At 42.5% G+C, this 17,134-nt stretch carries 15 protein-coding genes and 1 riboswitch; of the genes, 7 read left to right on the forward strand and 8 right to left on the reverse strand.

The features are described from left to right. Positions 1 to 169: 169 nt before the first annotated feature. Positions 170 to 793 carry a hypothetical protein gene (locus tag ABJ384_RS02855; RefSeq protein ID WP_300046352.1) on the reverse strand — a complete coding sequence of 208 codons (624 nt, stop codon included), beginning with the start codon at positions 791 to 793 and terminating at the stop codon, positions 170 to 172. A 133-nt stretch (positions 794 to 926) separates the two neighbouring features. Here ABJ384_RS02855 and baeS point away from each other — a divergent pair, with 133 nt between their 5' ends. Both baeS and ABJ384_RS02865 read left to right on the forward strand, forming a co-directional pair. Beyond that, positions 927 to 2,588 (forward strand): sensor histidine kinase efflux regulator BaeS, encoded by a 1,662-nt coding sequence (gene baeS, locus ABJ384_RS02860; RefSeq protein ID WP_300046354.1) that lies wholly within the window; start codon positions 927 to 929, stop codon positions 2,586 to 2,588. 13 nt (positions 2,589 to 2,601) lie between these two features. Next, on the forward strand, positions 2,602 to 3,288 hold the full coding sequence (locus ABJ384_RS02865) for a response regulator (RefSeq protein WP_086175456.1): 687 nt from the start codon (positions 2,602 to 2,604) through the stop codon (positions 3,286 to 3,288). A 55-nt stretch (positions 3,289 to 3,343) separates the two neighbouring features. On the opposite strand, the gene ABJ384_RS02870 is transcribed toward ABJ384_RS02865, so the two are convergent. The 6 genes from ABJ384_RS02870 to ABJ384_RS02895 all read right to left on the reverse strand — a co-directional run bounded on the left by ABJ384_RS02870 (position 3,344) and on the right by ABJ384_RS02895 (position 10,344). After that, positions 3,344 to 3,715 carry an MmcQ/YjbR family DNA-binding protein gene (locus ABJ384_RS02870; RefSeq protein WP_180042870.1) on the reverse strand — a complete coding sequence of 124 codons (372 nt, stop codon included), beginning with the start codon at positions 3,713 to 3,715 and terminating at the stop codon, positions 3,344 to 3,346. A gap of 94 nt (positions 3,716 to 3,809) precedes the next feature. Next, the gene (locus ABJ384_RS02875; protein ID WP_349928748.1) at positions 3,810 to 5,255 is read right to left on the reverse strand and encodes a protein adenylyltransferase SelO family protein; all 1,446 of its coding nucleotides are present in this window, start codon (positions 5,253 to 5,255) and stop codon (positions 3,810 to 3,812) included. A 100-nt stretch (positions 5,256 to 5,355) separates the two neighbouring features. Then, positions 5,356 to 6,522, reverse strand: a complete 1,167-nt coding sequence (locus ABJ384_RS02880; RefSeq protein ID WP_349928750.1) for an acyl-CoA desaturase — start codon at positions 6,520 to 6,522, stop codon at positions 5,356 to 5,358. A 281-nt stretch (positions 6,523 to 6,803) separates the two neighbouring features. Then, a complete protein-coding gene (locus ABJ384_RS02885) occupies positions 6,804 to 7,514 on the reverse strand; it encodes a glycerophosphodiester phosphodiesterase (protein WP_086197512.1) in 711 nt (236 codons plus the stop codon). A gap of 310 nt (positions 7,515 to 7,824) precedes the next feature. After that, a complete protein-coding gene (locus ABJ384_RS02890; RefSeq protein WP_086197511.1) occupies positions 7,825 to 8,403 on the reverse strand; it encodes a cob(I)yrinic acid a,c-diamide adenosyltransferase in 579 nt (192 codons plus the stop codon). A 102-nt stretch (positions 8,404 to 8,505) separates the two neighbouring features. Further along, the gene (locus ABJ384_RS02895; protein WP_086197510.1) at positions 8,506 to 10,344 is read right to left on the reverse strand and encodes a TonB-dependent receptor; all 1,839 of its coding nucleotides are present in this window, start codon (positions 10,342 to 10,344) and stop codon (positions 8,506 to 8,508) included. A gap of 35 nt (positions 10,345 to 10,379) precedes the next feature. Further along, a riboswitch (cobalamin riboswitch) is annotated at positions 10,380 to 10,590 on the reverse strand. Positions 10,591 to 10,746: 156 nt separating this feature from the next. On the opposite strand from ABJ384_RS02895, the gene ABJ384_RS02900 reads away from it, so the two are divergent. The 4 genes from ABJ384_RS02900 (at position 10,747) to ABJ384_RS02915 (ending at position 14,684) form a co-directional block, all read left to right on the forward strand. Beyond that, entirely contained in the window at positions 10,747 to 11,388 is a 642-nt protein-coding gene (locus ABJ384_RS02900; protein WP_086197509.1) for a phosphoribosylanthranilate isomerase, read from the forward strand. After that, positions 11,372 to 12,601, forward strand: a complete 1,230-nt coding sequence (gene trpB, locus ABJ384_RS02905; protein WP_166171307.1) for a tryptophan synthase subunit beta — start codon at positions 11,372 to 11,374, stop codon at positions 12,599 to 12,601. The genes ABJ384_RS02900 and trpB overlap by 17 nt, the downstream gene beginning before the upstream one ends. A gap of 400 nt (positions 12,602 to 13,001) precedes the next feature. Further along, on the forward strand, positions 13,002 to 13,520 hold the full coding sequence (locus tag ABJ384_RS02910; RefSeq protein ID WP_166171309.1) for a DUF1543 domain-containing protein: 519 nt from the start codon (positions 13,002 to 13,004) through the stop codon (positions 13,518 to 13,520). Positions 13,521 to 13,691: 171 nt separating this feature from the next. Continuing rightward, complete coding sequence (locus tag ABJ384_RS02915; RefSeq protein WP_166171311.1) at positions 13,692 to 14,684, forward strand: DUF2804 domain-containing protein; 993 nt, start codon at positions 13,692 to 13,694, stop codon at positions 14,682 to 14,684. Positions 14,685 to 14,758: 74 nt separating this feature from the next. Here ABJ384_RS02915 and ABJ384_RS02920 read toward each other — a convergent pair whose 3' ends face one another. Further along, entirely contained in the window at positions 14,759 to 15,637 is an 879-nt protein-coding gene (locus ABJ384_RS02920; protein WP_349928753.1) for a metal-dependent hydrolase, read from the reverse strand. 136 nt (positions 15,638 to 15,773) lie between these two features. On the opposite strand from ABJ384_RS02920, the gene ABJ384_RS02925 reads away from it, so the two are divergent. Next, the gene (locus ABJ384_RS02925) at positions 15,774 to 16,814 is read left to right on the forward strand and encodes an AraC family transcriptional regulator ligand-binding domain-containing protein (RefSeq protein WP_349928755.1); all 1,041 of its coding nucleotides are present in this window, start codon (positions 15,774 to 15,776) and stop codon (positions 16,812 to 16,814) included. The last annotated feature ends 320 nt before the right edge of the window (positions 16,815 to 17,134 follow it).

Here is a 17,134-nt window from a genome sequence, read left to right on the forward strand (position 1 = left end):
CTTTTCTTAGTGACTGTAAAGTCAAAGATTTTTGCTTTGAAAGTGCTAAGTATGTTGAGTGTAAATGCTTTTATGTTTTATTCGATGTAATAAATAGTCAAAAACGTAAAAGTTTATGAACAATAAAAAAGGCGCAGAGTTGCGCCTTTTTGACTTCGGATGGATTTTTTTACGATGCTGGTTTCGCCGTTACAGGCGCGGCAGGTGCTTTAGGCTGGAAGCGAACTTCGCATGTGCCATTCATACTCTGGGTGCCCACTTTGACTTGTACCGCAGTACCATTGGCTTTGCCTTGACAGGCTTTGAACATGGCTTGCTGATGCGCTTGATGTTCTGCCAGGCGCTGATCAAATTGTTTGGTCAGTTCTGCGCGTTTTGCATCAGTCAGGGGTTCATGGTATTGCATCATAGGCATACCTTTCATTTCCCCCTGCATGGTACGATGTTCAAGCCACATTTTCTTCATCTCTGCACGATCAGGAGTGAAGAGCATCACGCAAGTCCCATTAATGGTTTTTTCACCCGCCTTGATTTGTACCGCCGAACCAACGGCTTTACTCTCACAGGCTGTTTTCATGCTTCTCATTATTTGCTGGCGTTCGGCTCGGGCTTGCTGGAACTGCTCACGCTGTTCGGGTGTCATGTTGCGCTCATGCTTTTGATGATGATCTCGCATCATGCGCGGGTGGTCGCCATCTTTATCCTGAACCGTGTTGGTCGATTGGCAGGCTGTTAAAGCGCCCATACTGATTAGGCTTGCGCTCACTAAAGCTATTTTTGTCATGGAATTCATTGTTGTTATCTCCAATGAAAAATGAAATTTGATGAGTTAAAGATTAAACAATAATGATGAAGAAACAATGGAGAGTTTTTTTTTACCGGGTTGGTTACAATAATCCATTGGGAAAAAGATTGAGACCTCACTTTTGAAGATTCGCCGTGTTCCGATTGCCTTACGCCTGTTCCTGACTGTGTTGCTCACCACCCTAGTGATTACGACGGTGAGTCTGGGGGTATTGCATTGGACCATGCAAAAGAACTTTGCCCGCTATGTGGCCGATGTCGAAATGCAGAAACTGGATCATGTAATCAGTAATCTGGCAGGCGTCTATGCAGTTTATCATGACTGGGGTAATGCCATTCAGGCGCAAATTCTGCAAATAGAAGGCACTGCTGCACCGGATGACTATGACCGTCTGTCTCGTTGGTGGTTACGCCGTCAATATGATATTGCTTTGCAGCAGCGTTATTTTCAGGAAAATACCCTGATCAGCGTTTCTCCGGGTTTAAATAAAACCGGGCAGAGCAAACCGATTTTAGATGCAGAAGAATTGCGCCTCATCAAGTTAAATTTACCTTCCGAATATCAGCCTTTTGAAGGACTTAAATTTCCACTCAGTGCCAATCAAAATATCTTCCGCTCTGACCGGAAAACTGAAGATAAACCCGCCGATACAACATCCAGTCAAGCTAAGAAAAAACAGTTTATCTCTTTGCCGGACCGTTTGGGCTTAAGTTCTCGCTTGTCGTTGTATGATGCCAAAAAACAGTTTGTGGTGGGTGAGCCATCCGATATTCCAGTGTCATATCGTCCGATTATGGTGAATAACCAGGTGGTTGGTTATTTAGGCTTGAAGCCGGTGCTGGATCAGGATGATGCTTCAAGTATTAACTTTTTTAGTAATCAAAAACGTTATTTATTATTGGTGTACGGTTTAACTTTCCTGACCAGCCTGATCGCAGCCTTATTGTTGGCTACTTATTTTAAAACGCCCATTCAGCGTTTGCTGCAAGGGACCCGTGAACTGACCAAAGGCAATTTTCAGCATCAGGTGACGGTTAACCGCAATGATGAACTGGGTGATTTATCGACAGAATTGAACCATCTTGCCGTCATTCTAGATCAACATGAAACCTCACGCCGTCAGTGGGTGGCGGATACTTCACATGAATTAAAAACACCATTGGCAGTACTGCAAGCGCAAATTGAAGCGATGCAGGACGGTATCCGCAAACCGACGCCGGAACATTTTGAATCGATGCTGCGTCAGGTCACCAGTCTGAAAAAACTCACTCAAGATCTGGCCGATTTGGCTCAGGCTGAAGCACAGCAGCTGAAATGCTATATGGCGGAAGTCAATCCGTGGACTGTGGTGTTACAGGAAGTTGAAAACTTCAAGCCTAAATTTGCCCAAGCCGATCTATCTGTTTCGGTGCAGGGTGAAGGTGTGAATTTACAATTAGATATAGATCGTTTTAAACAAATTATGGTCAACTTGCTGGGTAACAGTATTCGTTATACTGAAGCAGGTGGTGAGGTTCGTGTGCATACCGAGCAATCAGCCACCCATTGGAGTGTGATCGTGGATGACAGTCCACTTGGCTTGAGTGACGAACAGTTGATACGTTTAGGCGAGCGTTTCTATCGTGTGGATGATTCCCGCACCCGCAGTACCGGTGGTACAGGTTTAGGACTGGCATTATCTGGTAAAATTGCGCAGGCAATGGGCGGACAGTTGAGTTTTGATCATTCTCCATTAGGTGGTTTGCGTTGCAAACTGACTTTCCCAAAACAATTGAACAAATAAAGGAATAACATTCATGAAACATGTCATGCTGGTAGAAGATGAAGTTGAACTTGCACAACTGGTGCGGGACTATCTGGAAGCTGCGGGTTTTGAAGTCAGCATGTTTCATGATGGGCAAGAAGCCTATGACAGCTTTTTGCAACGTAAGCCCAGTTTGATGATTTTGGACCTGATGGTGCCACGTATGGATGGCCTGACCATTTGCCGTAAAGTGCGTGAACAATCCGATTTGCCGATTATTATGGTGACTGCCCGCACTGAAGAAATTGACCGTGTACTGGGTTTGAACATGGGCGCAGACGATTATATCTGCAAGCCTTTTAGCCCGAAAGAACTGGTTGCACGGGTACAAGCGGTATTGCGTCGTCTGGATCGTCAAGTTGAGCCTGAACAAAACAGCCTGTTCCGGATGGACAAAGCCCAGCAACGCATCTGGTATCAGCAAAAAACCTTGAACCTGACCCCAACGGAATTCCGTTTATTGGAGTTGTTTCTGGAACATGTCGGTCAAGTCTATTCACGTGCGCAATTGCTCGACCATATCAATCCGGACAGTTTTGATGTGGCAGACCGAGTGATTGATAGTCATATTAAAAACCTGCGTCGTAAAATTTCTGATGCTGCCGAAACAGGCAACCGTCATGAATGGATTCAGGCGGTATATGGTGTGGGCTATCGTTTTGAATATCCTGAAGACTGATTTAATTTTTTAATTAAATCTAAACGAGGCGAGTCATGAGAATGGCTCGCTTTTTTTATATTGCTGACTTTAATAGGGCGATACGTTTTTGCTGTATTTTATTCAGTTTGCTGACCACCAAATCATAAGAATCCCTTATCAAATCCTGAACCAAAGTTGCATTCAGATGTTCATCCTCATAAACAGTTATCCAGTGCTGTTTATTCATATGCCATCCGGCACGAATATAAGGATAAATATCCCGTAGCATGGCACCATCATCCGGGATAACTTTTAAGTTAATCGCTGCTTGGCCTTCTAAATGAAAATTCAGCATAAAGACTTTATCCATGACTTTAAATACGTCACAGCCATCACCAAAAGGCTGGGTACAAGTCACTTCAGGAAATTGAAGTGCAGTTTGGTATGCAAGACGATGTAAGGACATAGTTAAGTTCTGGCTTTAATCTTTTTATTGTCAAATAGACTCTGTGGATAATGCTGAAATTATCCACAGTTCTCAAGTTGGTTGTGGATTAACTTTAGGAAGAACAGCTCACCATCACTTCAGGCACATCACTCGGTAAAGGAGCTAAATCTTCAGGCTGTTCTAAATCAGGCTGTTTAATATAAGGTTGGCTTAGCAATTTAAACAGACGCTCGACTTCGGAAAAATCATCCCGTTCTGCCAGTTCAATGGCTTTCTGAGCCATGTGATTGCGTAAAATATATTGCGGATTGGCTTTGGCCATTTCGGCATCCAGTTCATCAGTATCCTGATTCGCCCGAATGTTTTCATATTGAGCCAGGAAACTTTCAAACTGGCGGCGGTCTAGGCAGTCATCTTTAATGCTTTCATATTGCTTATTCTGTAAACGAATAAAGCTTTGGGTGTAGTCGAGCTGTTCACTTTGCAGAATGCGTAAGAAAGCCATGCCACAATCAAAACTGTCTTTGTGGAAACTTGGCAGTCCCATTTTTTGACACAATCCAAGGGTGTAATGCTCGAGGAAAGTGGTTTCAAAATGTTCTAAACATTTAGCCAAATCTTCTTTGAACTGTTCTTTTTCAGCAGGATCTTTTTTTAGTCGAATCAGGTTGTTCAGCCACATCCATAAGTTCCAGTGACCAATACTTGGTTGCTGCTGGTAGGTATAACGACCTTGGTAATCTGAGTGGTTATTGATCCAGTTCGGGCGGAAACGTTCCATAAATCCATAAGGACCGAAGTCAAGCGTTGAACCGGTAATATTCAGGTTGTCGGTATTCATCACCCCATGAGCAAAACCGACCAGCTGCCACTTGGCGATCATCACCGCAGTACGCTGGATGACTTGGGTGGCAAAAGCCAAAATTGGCTGTTCAGCTTGCAGACATTCAGGATAGTGCCATTCCATACATTTCTGTATGAATTCTTCTAGAAGGTCGGGCTGATATTGGTTGATCCATTCAAAATGTCCAAAGCGAATATGACAGTCTGAAGTCCGCAGCATCATCGCGCCCGGTTCCAGCTTTTCCCGTTGTATGCCTTGGGTGGAAGAGGTGAACCCCACGGCATTACTCGATGCAATGCCCAAAGCATTCAGCGCATGACCGGCCAGGTATTCGCGAATCACTGAACGTAATACCGCACGACCATCACCCATACGAGAGTAGGGGGTAGAGCCGGCACCTTTTAAATGTAGGTCAATGGTTTGTTGGCTTTTATCTAAAATTTGTGCAATCAGTAAACCACGACCATCACCCAATTGTCCTGCCCATTGCCCGAACTGATGTCCGGCATAGACCATGGCCAAGGGGGGAAATTCAGCAAAGGTTTTTTGTCCACTACAGATTTCCACCCATTGAGCTTTATCCTGTTCTGACCACTGTAATTCATCAGCCAGTGCTGCATTGAAATGACCAGCTTTGGCGCCTTTTAAGGGAACAGGCATTTGATGATGATAAAGCTTGGGATTGAGCGAAGGGTAACGCGGATTAAATTGCATGGGACAATCTAAAAATTGGGGGAGATGTGATCACTATAGCAAATTTAAACCACAAAAATGAATAAAGCCCCATTGTTGGGGCTTTATATTGAAGCAGCTTTTATTCTGAAACAGGATTCTTTTTAATACTACGCATTAAAATTTTCAAGCTGTCGCGATGATGAACAAGGCGCTGTTCAACCAATTGGAAATCAACTTTAAGTTTGTTATCCATTTGATGAATTTTTTCAGCAACAGAGGCTTTCTTGACTTGAATCTCTTGCTCTTTCAGTGTTGCCCAGTCATTTAAAGTTTGGGTAAAAGCTTCGTATTCCTGAGCAATACGAAGTTTAGCCGTTGCCATATCTTCATTGACATTATGGCCATATACTGCCAAATCCTGTTCAGCATATTTAAAGCGCATTGCCAATTCTGCTTTTTTAATATTAAAGCTTGGAATACGTCGTAAGTTTTTAGCCAAACCGACTTTTGAACAGGACCAGATCAACCATTTTGTCGGGTCATACTGCCACCATTTCACGCCGTTACGGTAATCGTACTGGAAAATGTGGTGGTAGTTGTGATAACCCTCACCCCAAGTGGCAATGGCTAAAATGAAATTGTCACGCGCAGTGTTTTCGTCGGTATAAGGACGTTTGCCCCACATGTGACACAGTGAGTTAATGAAGAAAGTTACATGATGGCTCAAGATCAGACGGAGTAAACCACCCAATAACACGATGCCCCACATGTCACCCACAGCCCAGCCTACAGTGGTCAGAATGACTACGTGTACGGCAATCACCAGCGGAATGTAATATTTGTCTTGGAACATCACCACTTTGTCGTTTAACAAATCAGGTGCATTTTTATAGTTTGCTTCTGCTGCCGGATAGTTACGAAGCATCCATCCCATATGCGCATACCAAAAGCCATTATTAATTGAATATGGGTCTTTCTCGACATCATCAACATGACGATGATGAGTACGGTGACCTGAAGCCCAGAACAAAATACTGTTCTGAACAGCAAAAGTACCCATAATCATTAAAATAATTTTTAATGGAAGAGTTGCTTCATAAGCACGGTGTGCCCATAAGCGGTGATAACCCGCGGTAATCCCTAAACTGCTAAAACCAAGCAGTACAAATAAGCTGATCCACGCGCCTAAGCTAAAATCATGATGATAAGCATATAAAGGGATAGCGATTACAGCCACAATTGGTAAAAAAACCAATGCAAACACTGCAATCCAGTTAATTGGGGCTTTGGGTAAGGGAGCATTCATCTCCAACAGCACTCCTAGAACCGTATAAGGGTAAGGTATAAATGAATTCTTAATTCAATACAAATTATAGGGATTAAGACTTCTTCAATATTAGCATGAGCGAACAAATCTTCACTAGCATTATTCTACAGGTGTATTGTACTAAACAGTAACAGAATACGGGGAAGGGTTGATTGATTTTATCGAAGGTCAAAGCTGCTTCCGTGAACAGCAGCGATGTGAGTCATTTTTGATTCAATAAATAGCGGATTGAGTCACAAAAGTGGGGACAGAAACTTTTATTAAAGTTGTTCGAGCATCATTTTGGGAAAGTCGGTAATTAATCCATCTATTCCCAAGCTTTGTAGATGCTTGGCACGCTCAACCTCATTGACTGTCCAGACACTAATGCCTAAATGTGCCTGTTGTGTGGCCTGAATCATCTCATCGCTTGCCAGCTGGTTCATCCAGCCAATTTGACAGCAACCGAGTTCTAAAGCCTGCTCAATAGCCAAGTATTGAATGTCATTTTCAACTAGTAAGCCGCGTTTAAAAATGGAGTATTGCCGTTTTAAAGCCTGATGAATTTTTAAATCGAAACTGGTGATCACGGCAGTTTGTTCAAAACCATGTAACTGTTGTTGTAATTCTAAAACCAGTTTTTCAGCATCGAACATGGTTGCCACTTCTTTGACTTCAACTTCAATATGTTCAAAGTCATGAATAATGCTCAGGGTTTGACGGAGTGTCGGGGTAAGCTGTTTTTCCCAGTCTATCCAGATATGTGCCTGATTATAAGCTTCAAGCTGGTGACTGTTTAAATCATAGAGTGCCTGATTGGTACCTGTGGTTCTTAGGAAATTGTCATCGTGCATGATGATGAGTTCACCGTCTTTGAGCTGACGGACATCAAATTCGACTGCCCGAATGCCTAGGTCATGGATATACTGAAATCCGCCCAAGGTATTTTCAGGGGCTTCTCCGCGTGCACCACGATGTCCGATGATTCGCATGTGTATCTCTAAGACAATTTATGAAAGTTATTTTACTTCAAATTTTAAATATGGATTTATTAATTTCTTTAAGGAATATTGTCACTACAGCGTCTTTTCATTTGAATTATATCTTGAAAATTAACCTTCGGTTCGACCTACTTTTGTTTCGGCAAAAGTAGGCAAAACCATTATCATCTGCAAAACTCGTCAAAAACCGTAATTTTTTTAAGTTTTTCGCAAAAACATTAGACTTTAAATATAGTCCTGCCTCGAACAGTTGCAGATGACGTGGCCGAGTATCAAATAGCAGATTTAAATTTTAATTTTTTCAAATCGTCTCATTAATATTTTTTTGCCAAAGCACTTCAGATCCGCCTTCAGCACGTTGCAAGGTACGCGATGCAACAAATAACCAGTCGGACAGGCGATTAAGCAACTGTAGCGAGTTGGCCTGAATATTCTGGTCACGGCTATGTACCGACATTACACTGCGCTCGGCACGACGGCAGACGGCACGGGCCTGATGGGCATAACTGCAAGCTAAAGTTCCGGCAGGTAATATAAAGTCTTTCAGCATTGGCAATGCTTCGTTCATACGGTCAATGTCATTTTCCAAAAACTCGATGGAAACCGCTTGAACCAGGTTAAAGTTTGGAATGCAGACTTCACCGCCGAGGTCGAATAACCAGTGCTGAATCAGGCTTAAGGATTTATCCCAGTTGGCTTTTTCTGCAATAGTACTGTGGGCAATCTGTGAGCGAAGTACGCCAATACAGGCATTCAGCTCATCCACATCGCCTAGTGCCGTAATGCGCAAGTCATCTTTGGCGACACGCGAACCATCACCGAGTCCAGTTGTGCCTGAGTCGCCGGTACGGGTATAGATTTTACTTAAACGGTGGCCCATATCTGTTCCTTGAGTTTTTGATGAATACAATAAAAAAGGATAATGTCGGTCATAACATTATCCATAAACTGCGCTGTTTTAAAATTTTTTGCTGTTAAGAGCTTAGTAACGGAAGGTTACACCCGCAGAAGCGAGGCGACCGCCGTTGACATAGTAATAACCTTGGTCTTGGTATGCAGTCTTATATTCAACATCCCCAATATTTTGAATATTGGTAAATAGTTTCACATTTGGGTTTACATTCCAGAAAGCATTTACATCAACCGTCGCATAGCCCGGGTTCTTGTAGTTTTTATCCCAATCTTTAGATTTGGATTTAGCGACCAAAGATGCACTAATACCATATACTTCGTTTTGTAAGCCAGTTGTTAAGGTAAAACCTTGACGAGGGCGACGATTTAAATCTTGATGAGTTGCTTCATTTTGAGGTTTAACGTAGCTATAGGTTGCTTTGGCAAATAAATCATCTTGCTGCCAGCCTAAATAAGCCTCACCACCTTGATAAGTAGCCTTTTGAATATTTGTCAGTTTGCCATTGCTGCCTGAGGCGATCAAATCTTTAACTTCTGTGTAGTAAGCAGATAAACCTGTTTGCAAACCATAAGCCAGATTTTGGTCAAAACCAATTTCATAAGATGTACTTTCTTCAGGGTTCAGATCTGGGTTGCCATTCCATGAATTATAAAGTTCATTCAAGGTTGGCGATTTAAATGCTGTACCTACATTTACATATGCGCTGGTTGATGGCAGCAATTGGTAGCGAGCAGCAATTTGACCTACAGTATGAGTCCCATATTTTTCATTGTCTTCTACACGGACACCAATCTGGGTGTTGAGTTTAGTCCCGTTAAATTGATGCTGAATATAATATCCAGTTGAGTCCACATCTTCATTATAAGGTGTGCCATAAGACAGAATATCGCCATCCAGATTGCGATGAGTCACACCTGTAAGTAAAGTCTGCTGAGGCATGAGGTTCCATTTACCATAGAGTTCTGCTTCTTGAGTTTTACCATGTACAAAGTCGGTTGAATCTTTTTGGTCGACTTCATCCGTAAATTGAGATAAACGTGCATTCAGTTCAAATTGATCAGTCAGGTTTATACGACCACGAAGATTGATAATTTCATTTTCAAAGTCTTGTTTCAGCAATGCACCATTAAATGAATAAGCATCATATAGGCTGGTGCCTTTATTGGTACTGTAGTCAATTGATGTTGCAAATTTTTCTTTTTCCACACCAAATTTAGTACTAAAGCCTTTTTGATCAAAAGAAGCGGTTTCATGGCTGTTGGTTTTTTGGTTGGTTACTTTTGTTGCATCAGATTCTAATCGTTGGCCGCGAATTTGAGCATAAAAACCGTCTTCATATAAATCAGCACCGATGACAGATTTATAGGTTTTATGTTCTCCTATTTCACCTGTAACGAATGCACCTGTTTTTTCAGGTTTTTTTGAAATCAATTGAACCACACCGCCAATAGCATCTGTACCATATAGAACAGAAGCAGGGCCTTTTAGAATTTCGATTTGTTTGATATCTGTGGTATCAATAAAAGCAAGGCTTGCTGTACCCGAAGATGCATTATTTAATCGTATGCCATCACGTAAAATCAAAGTATGGTCTGATTCAGTACCACGTAAATAAATATCGGCAAGTTGCCCCATACCGCCACTTTGAACCATGTTGATGGTAGCATCATGTTTGAGCAAATCAGGAAAAGAGGCAATTGGTGATTGTTCAACAATTTGGGGTTCAATAATTGAAATACGCGCAGGCACATCTTTAATCTTTTCTTCAGAGCGTGTTGCGGTAACGACTAAAGTGTCTAAAGAAGCATTCACAGTCGTTGTATTGTCTTGTGCAGAGACAGATGCAGAGAAACCCATCGCAATAGCGATTGCGCCCACTAAAGCTGTAGGCTGAAATTGAATAGACATAATGTGCTCCATACATTCACTCCCCGTGAATGATTGAGTTAAAGAACACAACAAGCAGGTATCCGGACTTAAATGTGCAGGGCAGGCACCATGCTGCCAATCCACCTTCCCACATTTTCATGCAGTGGCGTAAACCAGAGGTTTAAATTGATTGACGTTTCATTTTTTACCGTTGCGGGGGCAGTGTTGGATTTTCACCAACTTCCCTAAAGCTTTAAGGCTTTGACTTGTTGCAAGATGGGCGCAGTATAAAGATAGTATGGCTGATAAACAACGTCAGACAAGAATTATTCGGATGAACTTTACGCAAGCTAAAGAAATTGCATTACAATGATTCGCCCTTATGTTTATAGCATGACTATAAATTGGCAAAGTTAAGGTTAAAAAATTAGAGCGAATTGTATGCGAACCCGTGCCAAAATTTGCGGAATCACACGAATAGAAGATATACATTCAGTTGTGAATGCAGGAGCAGATGCGATTGGTTTTGTATTTTTTCCACCTAGTCCACGTAGTGTGACCAAAGAGCAAGTGAAAGAACTGATCCAGCATGTACCTGCCTATGTGCAAACAGTGGGTTTATTTGTCAATGCATCTGCGGATGACATTCAACACGTTTTAAAAGATGTGCCTCTGGATATGCTGCAATTTCATGGTGATGAAAGTCCTGAACAGTGTCAGCATATTTCCAAACAGGTCGGCCGCCGCTGGTACAAAGCCATCCAGGTGAAACCAGGTTTAGATATTCAAGCCGAAATTCAAAGTTATCAGGATGCAGGGGCAAGTGCTGTGCTGTTAGATGCCTGGCATCCAGATTTAAAAGGGGGCACCGGGCATAGCTTTGACTGGACCACTTTCCCAAAATTAAATATTCCGCTCATCTTGGCAGGGGGCTTAAACCCTGACAATATCGAGCAGGCAATTCTCACCACACAAGCCTATGCTGTGGATGTGAGCGGCGGTGTCGAGTCCGCAAAAGGTATAAAAGACCAACAACTCATCGAACGCTTTATGCAAGGAGTCCTACGTGGATCAGCAAAATAATGTGATTGACTATACCCAATTCCCTGATGCAAAAGGGCATTTCGGTATCCATGGCGGACGTTTTGTGTCAGAAACTCTGATGGCAGCTCTAGAAGACCTAGAAAAGCTGTATCTCCGTATGAAAAATGACGAACAGTTTCTGGCAGAATTCGACCGTGATCTGGCTTACTATGTAGGTCGTCCTAGTCCTTTATATTATGCTGAGCGATGGTCAAAAGAGTTGGGTGGTGCGCAAATTTACTTAAAACGTGAAGACTTGAACCATACCGGCTCACATAAAATCAACAACACCATTGGTCAGGCACTGCTGGCAAAACTTTCCGGTAAAAAACGTATTATTGCGGAGACCGGTGCAGGTCAGCACGGCGTGGCAACAGCGACGATTGCAGCGCGTTTAGGCCTGGAATGTGTCGTGTATATGGGTGCCGAAGACGTAAAACGTCAGGCTATGAACGTGTACCGTATGCGTTTGCTTGGTGCTAAAGTGGTGCCAGTAGAAAGCGGCTCTAAAACCCTGAAAGATGCATTAAATGAAGCGATGCGTGACTGGGTAACGAATGTAGACAGTACCTACTATATTATCGGTACAGTGGCGGGTCCTCATCCGTATCCGATGCTGGTACGTGACTTCCAGTCTGTGATTGGTCGTGAAGCACGTCGCCAGATTCTGGAACAGGCGGGCCGTTTGCCAGATGCATTGGTGGCTTGTGTGGGCGGTGGCTCGAATGCGATCGGTTTATTCTATCCATTCCTGAACGATCAGGACGTGAAAATGTATGGTGTGGAAGCAGCAGGTTTGGGGATTGAAACCGGTAAGCACTCTGCTCCGCTAAACGCAGGTCATGTCGGTGTGTTGCATGGTAACCGCACTTATCTGATGTCTGATGAGCAAGGCCAGATCATTGAAACCCATTCAATTTCTGCCGGTCTGGATTATCCGGGCGTTGGTCCTGAACACAGTTTCTTGAAAGATATGCACCGTGTTGAATATGTGCCGATTAATGATCAGGAAGCGCTTCAAGGTTTCCGTGATTTAACCCAGATTGAAGGGATTATTCCTGCGCTGGAAAGTTCACATGCGATGGCGTATGTGACTAAACTTGCGCCAACCATGTCTAAAGATCAAATTATTATTGCGACTGTTTCAGGTCGTGGCGATAAGGACTTGATGACTGTGGCACGTATTGATGGCGTAGAAATGGTTGAGATGTAATTTGCCTTGAAGCCCTCCTTTTTTAAAGGTGAGGACTTCAGAATATATTCTGAATCCGCAAGGGTGGATTTTATAAAGAATAAAATCGTGCTGAAGCAATTCAGCACGATTTTTTTATACATACAGAAAAACTTTTCCTTTTTAGAAGGGTATCGAAGATGCAAGAACATATATTCTTTACTTTTGACGGGGCAAAAGTAACAAAACCCCTTTGTTTGGCAGAGAATACATCCTTGTATTCCTGCCAAACGGGCGACATCCATGTCGCCAGCGCGTATCATATTGAGATGTAATAATTATTCTCCTAACTAAATTTTGTCATGTAAAGTTCCCCCTCCTTTGAAAAAGGATGAGAAACACTGTTTCGCAAGGGAGGAGGATTAAAATTAAGGAGAGAATCATGCCCAGCCTATTTATCGTCATGCTCGGTGGTCGTCATGCACGTGCCAATACAGAAGTCCATGATGTGGTTTTAGCAGTTGGTGAAACTTTGCAAGAAGTCTATCCACAACTGAAAAATGCATGGTTTGGGGAACAAAAAGGGTTGCATATTGATGCCTGGGCGCAAATCAATGGGATTGAATTTGACGGAAAACACTATCAAATCCAATTTAGCGATGCAGCACCGAATTCATCTTCAGAACATCTGTTTTTAATTAATCTGGGTGGCTACGATGCCCAGGAGTTTGGAGAACTGCATCGTTATGTTCTGGTTGTGGCACAAAATGCCATGTTGGCAAAACAACGGGGGAAGGCTTATTTTGCCAAGCATTGGCAGAAGCAACATACTGACCGAATATTAGATGTAGATGATTGTATTGTGATTGATCATATTCATGGCCGTTATGTAGAGCTGGTCGAAGGCCAGTTTTCAGCGAACCTCTGGGAAAATACCTATTTAATGCTGGATGAGGGTTGATTTATATCTAATTGATTAATAAATTATATTTATCAAATATTAGACCAGGTGAAATATTATAAATTTTTGTATTTTTCGATGAAATATGCTTTTTGACACTTTCAAGTTCCGCTTATATAGGCATAATAACGCTAAGGAATTGTTATCTCTTGGCTAGATGGAATTTGATAAATGGATTTGATTCAATCAAATGGACAACCGCATTATGGACGTTTTAGCGCCCTCCCCAAAACCATCGATTTGAATCAATACCAGTACAAGACACCTTATGGCGATGTCTTAACTGGTTGGCGCAAGCGATTAAAATATAAAAAGTTTAAATTTTGTTGTATTCAGCATGGCCATTATACGATTGGTCTGGCCATTGCCGATATTGCATGGGCTGGGCATGCCTTTTTCTATATTTATAATCATCAAAACCATGAGGTTTTAGAGTGGAATGCGATTAACCTGTTATCACGCAATACCGTGGTAGATGAACAGCCGCTTTATAACCAGAGTTTTTTTTCCAAGTCGCCTTTTCAAATTGATATCCAGCATGCCAATGGCGTGCGTTATATCCACGTCACCAAATATGGTGAAATCAGGCTTAGTGCGCGAATTTTCTGTGCTGGTACAAACCCGCTTAGTATGTGTAGCCCGACGGGAATTAATGGCTGGACTTATACGCAAAAACTGACGACTTTGGCCTGTGAAGGTTTTTTTATCAATAAACAGCGTGAAACCATACAGTTTAATGAAAGAACTTTTGCATCACTAGATGATACCTGTGGTTTTCTACGGCCGGAAACGGCCTGGTTCTGGTTATCCTGCAATTTTTGGGATGCGCAAAATAACCGGATCGGTTTGAATCTGGCTTCCGGGGTCAATGAAAGTTTTGGCAATGAAAACTGCTTATGGGTGAATGGCGTGTTGTATCCTGTCAGTGATGTTTTATTCCAGCATCAGGATGAGGGGCACTGGACAATTCGCTCACTGGATGAAAAATTAAATCTGGATGTCAAAACGGGCTGGCGACGTTATGAAAATCTGAATTTAAGACTGGTGGGCAGTCAGTTCAGCCAATGGCAAGCTAAAATTAGCGGGACCATTCAGCAAGATGATCAGGAAATTGTCTTGATCAATGAATATGGTTTGCTCGAACAGCATTATGCCAAGTGGTAACACACTGACTAAAAAACCAAGTGGAGGTGAGTCTGGACTTGGTTGGTCTCAATTTAATTCAATTCATATAAGGCCTAGTCTTTAGCTGCCTGCCAAAATGCTTCTCCAGCCTGGATCGGATCACCGGTCTGTTGCAGGGTTTTGACCCAGACATCATATTGGGCAATCACCGGATGCTGGCTGGGATGAAAATCCTTTTTAAACCAGTCGCGATATTGTTTGCTCATTTTGCTGAGCGTGCCCTTTCTTCCAAAGAACCACGGTAATCCGCGAATATTCATTTGCAGACGTTGTAATGAGCTAAACCCGTCATGCTTTAACATGACATTGGCACGGTAAAGGGTAAAGCCGAACATTAATGCCGTGGTCCAGGCCAGAACAAATTTACGGGTACTTTCAGGCACATTGCCGACCTGCTTCATGACATCAAAAGCGACATCCCGGTGTTCCATTTCTTCAATCGCATGCCAGGCAAACAGTGCCCGTACATAAGGATGGGCATCTCTTAACGTCTCTTTATGGCTGTAAAAGGTTTCTGCCATTAAAGCCGTCAAGTGTTCAGCAGCAGCCGTCATGGCAATATTGTATTGCGGAGAACGTTTTTCCAGCTCGAATTTAAAAATTTTATTCAAACGCTGAATAAACTGATCGACAGGCATGCCTTGTTCTTTCATGACCTGATTCATTTTGTCATGCGCAATGCCGTGCTGTGCTTCCTGACCGATAAATTCTGCTACACGCTGCTTTAACTCCGGATCGGTAATCTGGTCGCGGAACAGACGGACTGACTGAATGAAGTAACGTTCGCCATCGGGAAAAGTCAGGCTGAGTGCATCAAACATCCGGGTAATAAATGGATCGCCTCCGAACCAGAAACGCGGCACCTCATTCAGCTTGAAATCCAGATTACGACGTACGACGGGAATAATCTGTGCTTGGACAATGGCATTCATGTCGTTTTACTTCAATTGCCTTAGACCATTGCAGTATGTCGGGATTTTTCTCTTTTGTTTTGACAGTTGTTGCCATTTTTTATACATTTTACGCCAAAATGAAAATATAAAATGTCAAAAATAATCAGGATGCCCCGTGCAAGAATTGCAAATACCCAATGGCTATTTTCAGCTGCTACAAATGTATTTACAGCAGCAGGGGGTGGACCTCTTTAGCCTGACCTGTTTGCAACCGCATCAAGCACAACTGCGTTATGTTCTATCTTTGCCTATCGATTCACAATCAGCCTATTCATTTTTTGCAGAAGTCATGCAGCTGACTCAAAAACAGATGGATTGTCCGCAATTGCTGTTTGAAATGGCCTGCCTGATCCGTCCTGAACATTTTGGTGTACTGGGCTATATGGCGACTCGAAGTAACAGTGTGGCAGAGGCATTGCAATATGTGATCCGCTTTAGCCGTCTGGTCATTGACGGGGCAGATGTTAGCCCGATACAGATGCATCAACGGGACAAAAAGATCTGTTTAAGCTGGCCTTTTCATGATTTAAAATATGCCTTGCTCAATGAGATGACTATGGCCTGTATGGTGCATTTGGCCCGGCAGATTTTTCCGGCTCAAAAATTCCAGCTATTGCAGATCAATTTTGCCCATAGTCCACAAATGGCAGATGATCATTATCAACGGTTTTTTGCTTGCAAAGTGGAATTTAAACAGTCGGATTATTCTTTTGAGATCAATGTGGAAAACTTAGAGCTGAAGTCCGAGCTGGCTGATCCCTCTTTAATGCAGCTTCTACTCAGGCAGGCAGAAGATGCCATTGCTGCCAAACCCCATTATGAAAATCTATTGCTGCATATTCAGCAAAAACTGGCTGAATATTTGCGGGTTAAGGAACAGTCCCCGAAAATAGAATGGCTGGCGGATGAATTGCATGTATCTGTACGGACCTTGCAGCGTCAACTGTATAAACAAAATACTTCCTTTAAAAAACTGCTTGAAACCGAGCGCATGAAACGCTGTGAACAGTTACTGTTGCAAAGCATGAATTTTACGGAAATGGCCATGTGTCTGGACTATTCAGATCAGTCAGCTTTGGCGCGTGCTTATAAAGCCTATAGTGGTCAAACCTTATTACAGCGAAAACAGCAACTGAAAGCACAATCTGAACGATAAAAAGGGCGTATTCAAGGTACTTTGAAATGCAGCGCAACTAAGCAGACATGCAGTTCACCTTTGCATTCGGCAATCTTATATTATAAAAAATAAAAAGTCTGTGTCCTAGAGTGCAGGTTTTTGCTATTGCCTCAAACTTTAAATTTAAAAGACAACATATTTATTTTTATCAATTTTTTATCAATAAGAATAAGTTTATCTTCATCAGGGATATTTGTTTACATAGCAAAATTAGGCATCTTTGATCATTGAGAAAAAGTCGTAAATATCAGTAAATGGTGCTCTCGGATTGTTCTGAAAAAATGAGATGCTGAGTCGAA

It is taken from the genome of Acinetobacter sp. A1-4-2 (genome assembly GCF_040233925.1).
Taxonomy (GTDB): domain Bacteria; phylum Pseudomonadota; class Gammaproteobacteria; order Pseudomonadales; family Moraxellaceae; genus Acinetobacter.

Excerpts from the sequence above, each read along its gene's own strand:
- ABJ384_RS02855 (WP_300046352.1), bottom strand. The coding sequence starts at position 793 with ATGAATTCCATGACAAAAATAGCTTTAGTGAGCGCAAGCCTAATCAGT.
- ABJ384_RS02865 (WP_086175456.1), top strand. The coding sequence starts at position 2,602 with ATGAAACATGTCATGCTGGTAGAAGATGAAGTTGAACTTGCACAACTG.
- ABJ384_RS02870 (WP_180042870.1), bottom strand. The coding sequence starts at position 3,715 with ATGTCCTTACATCGTCTTGCATACCAAACTGCACTTCAATTTCCTGAA.
- ABJ384_RS02875 (WP_349928748.1), bottom strand. The coding sequence starts at position 5,255 with ATGCAATTTAATCCGCGTTACCCTTCGCTCAATCCCAAGCTTTATCAT.
- ABJ384_RS02880 (WP_349928750.1), bottom strand. The coding sequence starts at position 6,522 with ATGAATGCTCCCTTACCCAAAGCCCCAATTAACTGGATTGCAGTGTTT.
- ABJ384_RS02885 (WP_086197512.1), bottom strand. The coding sequence starts at position 7,514 with ATGCGAATCATCGGACATCGTGGTGCACGCGGAGAAGCCCCTGAAAAT.
- ABJ384_RS02890 (WP_086197511.1), bottom strand. The coding sequence starts at position 8,403 with ATGGGCCACCGTTTAAGTAAAATCTATACCCGTACCGGCGACTCAGGC.
- ABJ384_RS02895 (WP_086197510.1), bottom strand. The coding sequence starts at position 10,344 with ATGTCTATTCAATTTCAGCCTACAGCTTTAGTGGGCGCAATCGCTATT.
- ABJ384_RS02900 (WP_086197509.1), top strand. The coding sequence starts at position 10,747 with ATGCGAACCCGTGCCAAAATTTGCGGAATCACACGAATAGAAGATATA.
- ABJ384_RS02910 (WP_166171309.1), top strand. The coding sequence starts at position 13,002 with ATGCCCAGCCTATTTATCGTCATGCTCGGTGGTCGTCATGCACGTGCC.
- ABJ384_RS02915 (WP_166171311.1), top strand. The coding sequence starts at position 13,692 with ATGGATTTGATTCAATCAAATGGACAACCGCATTATGGACGTTTTAGC.
- ABJ384_RS02920 (WP_349928753.1), bottom strand. The coding sequence starts at position 15,637 with ATGAATGCCATTGTCCAAGCACAGATTATTCCCGTCGTACGTCGTAAT.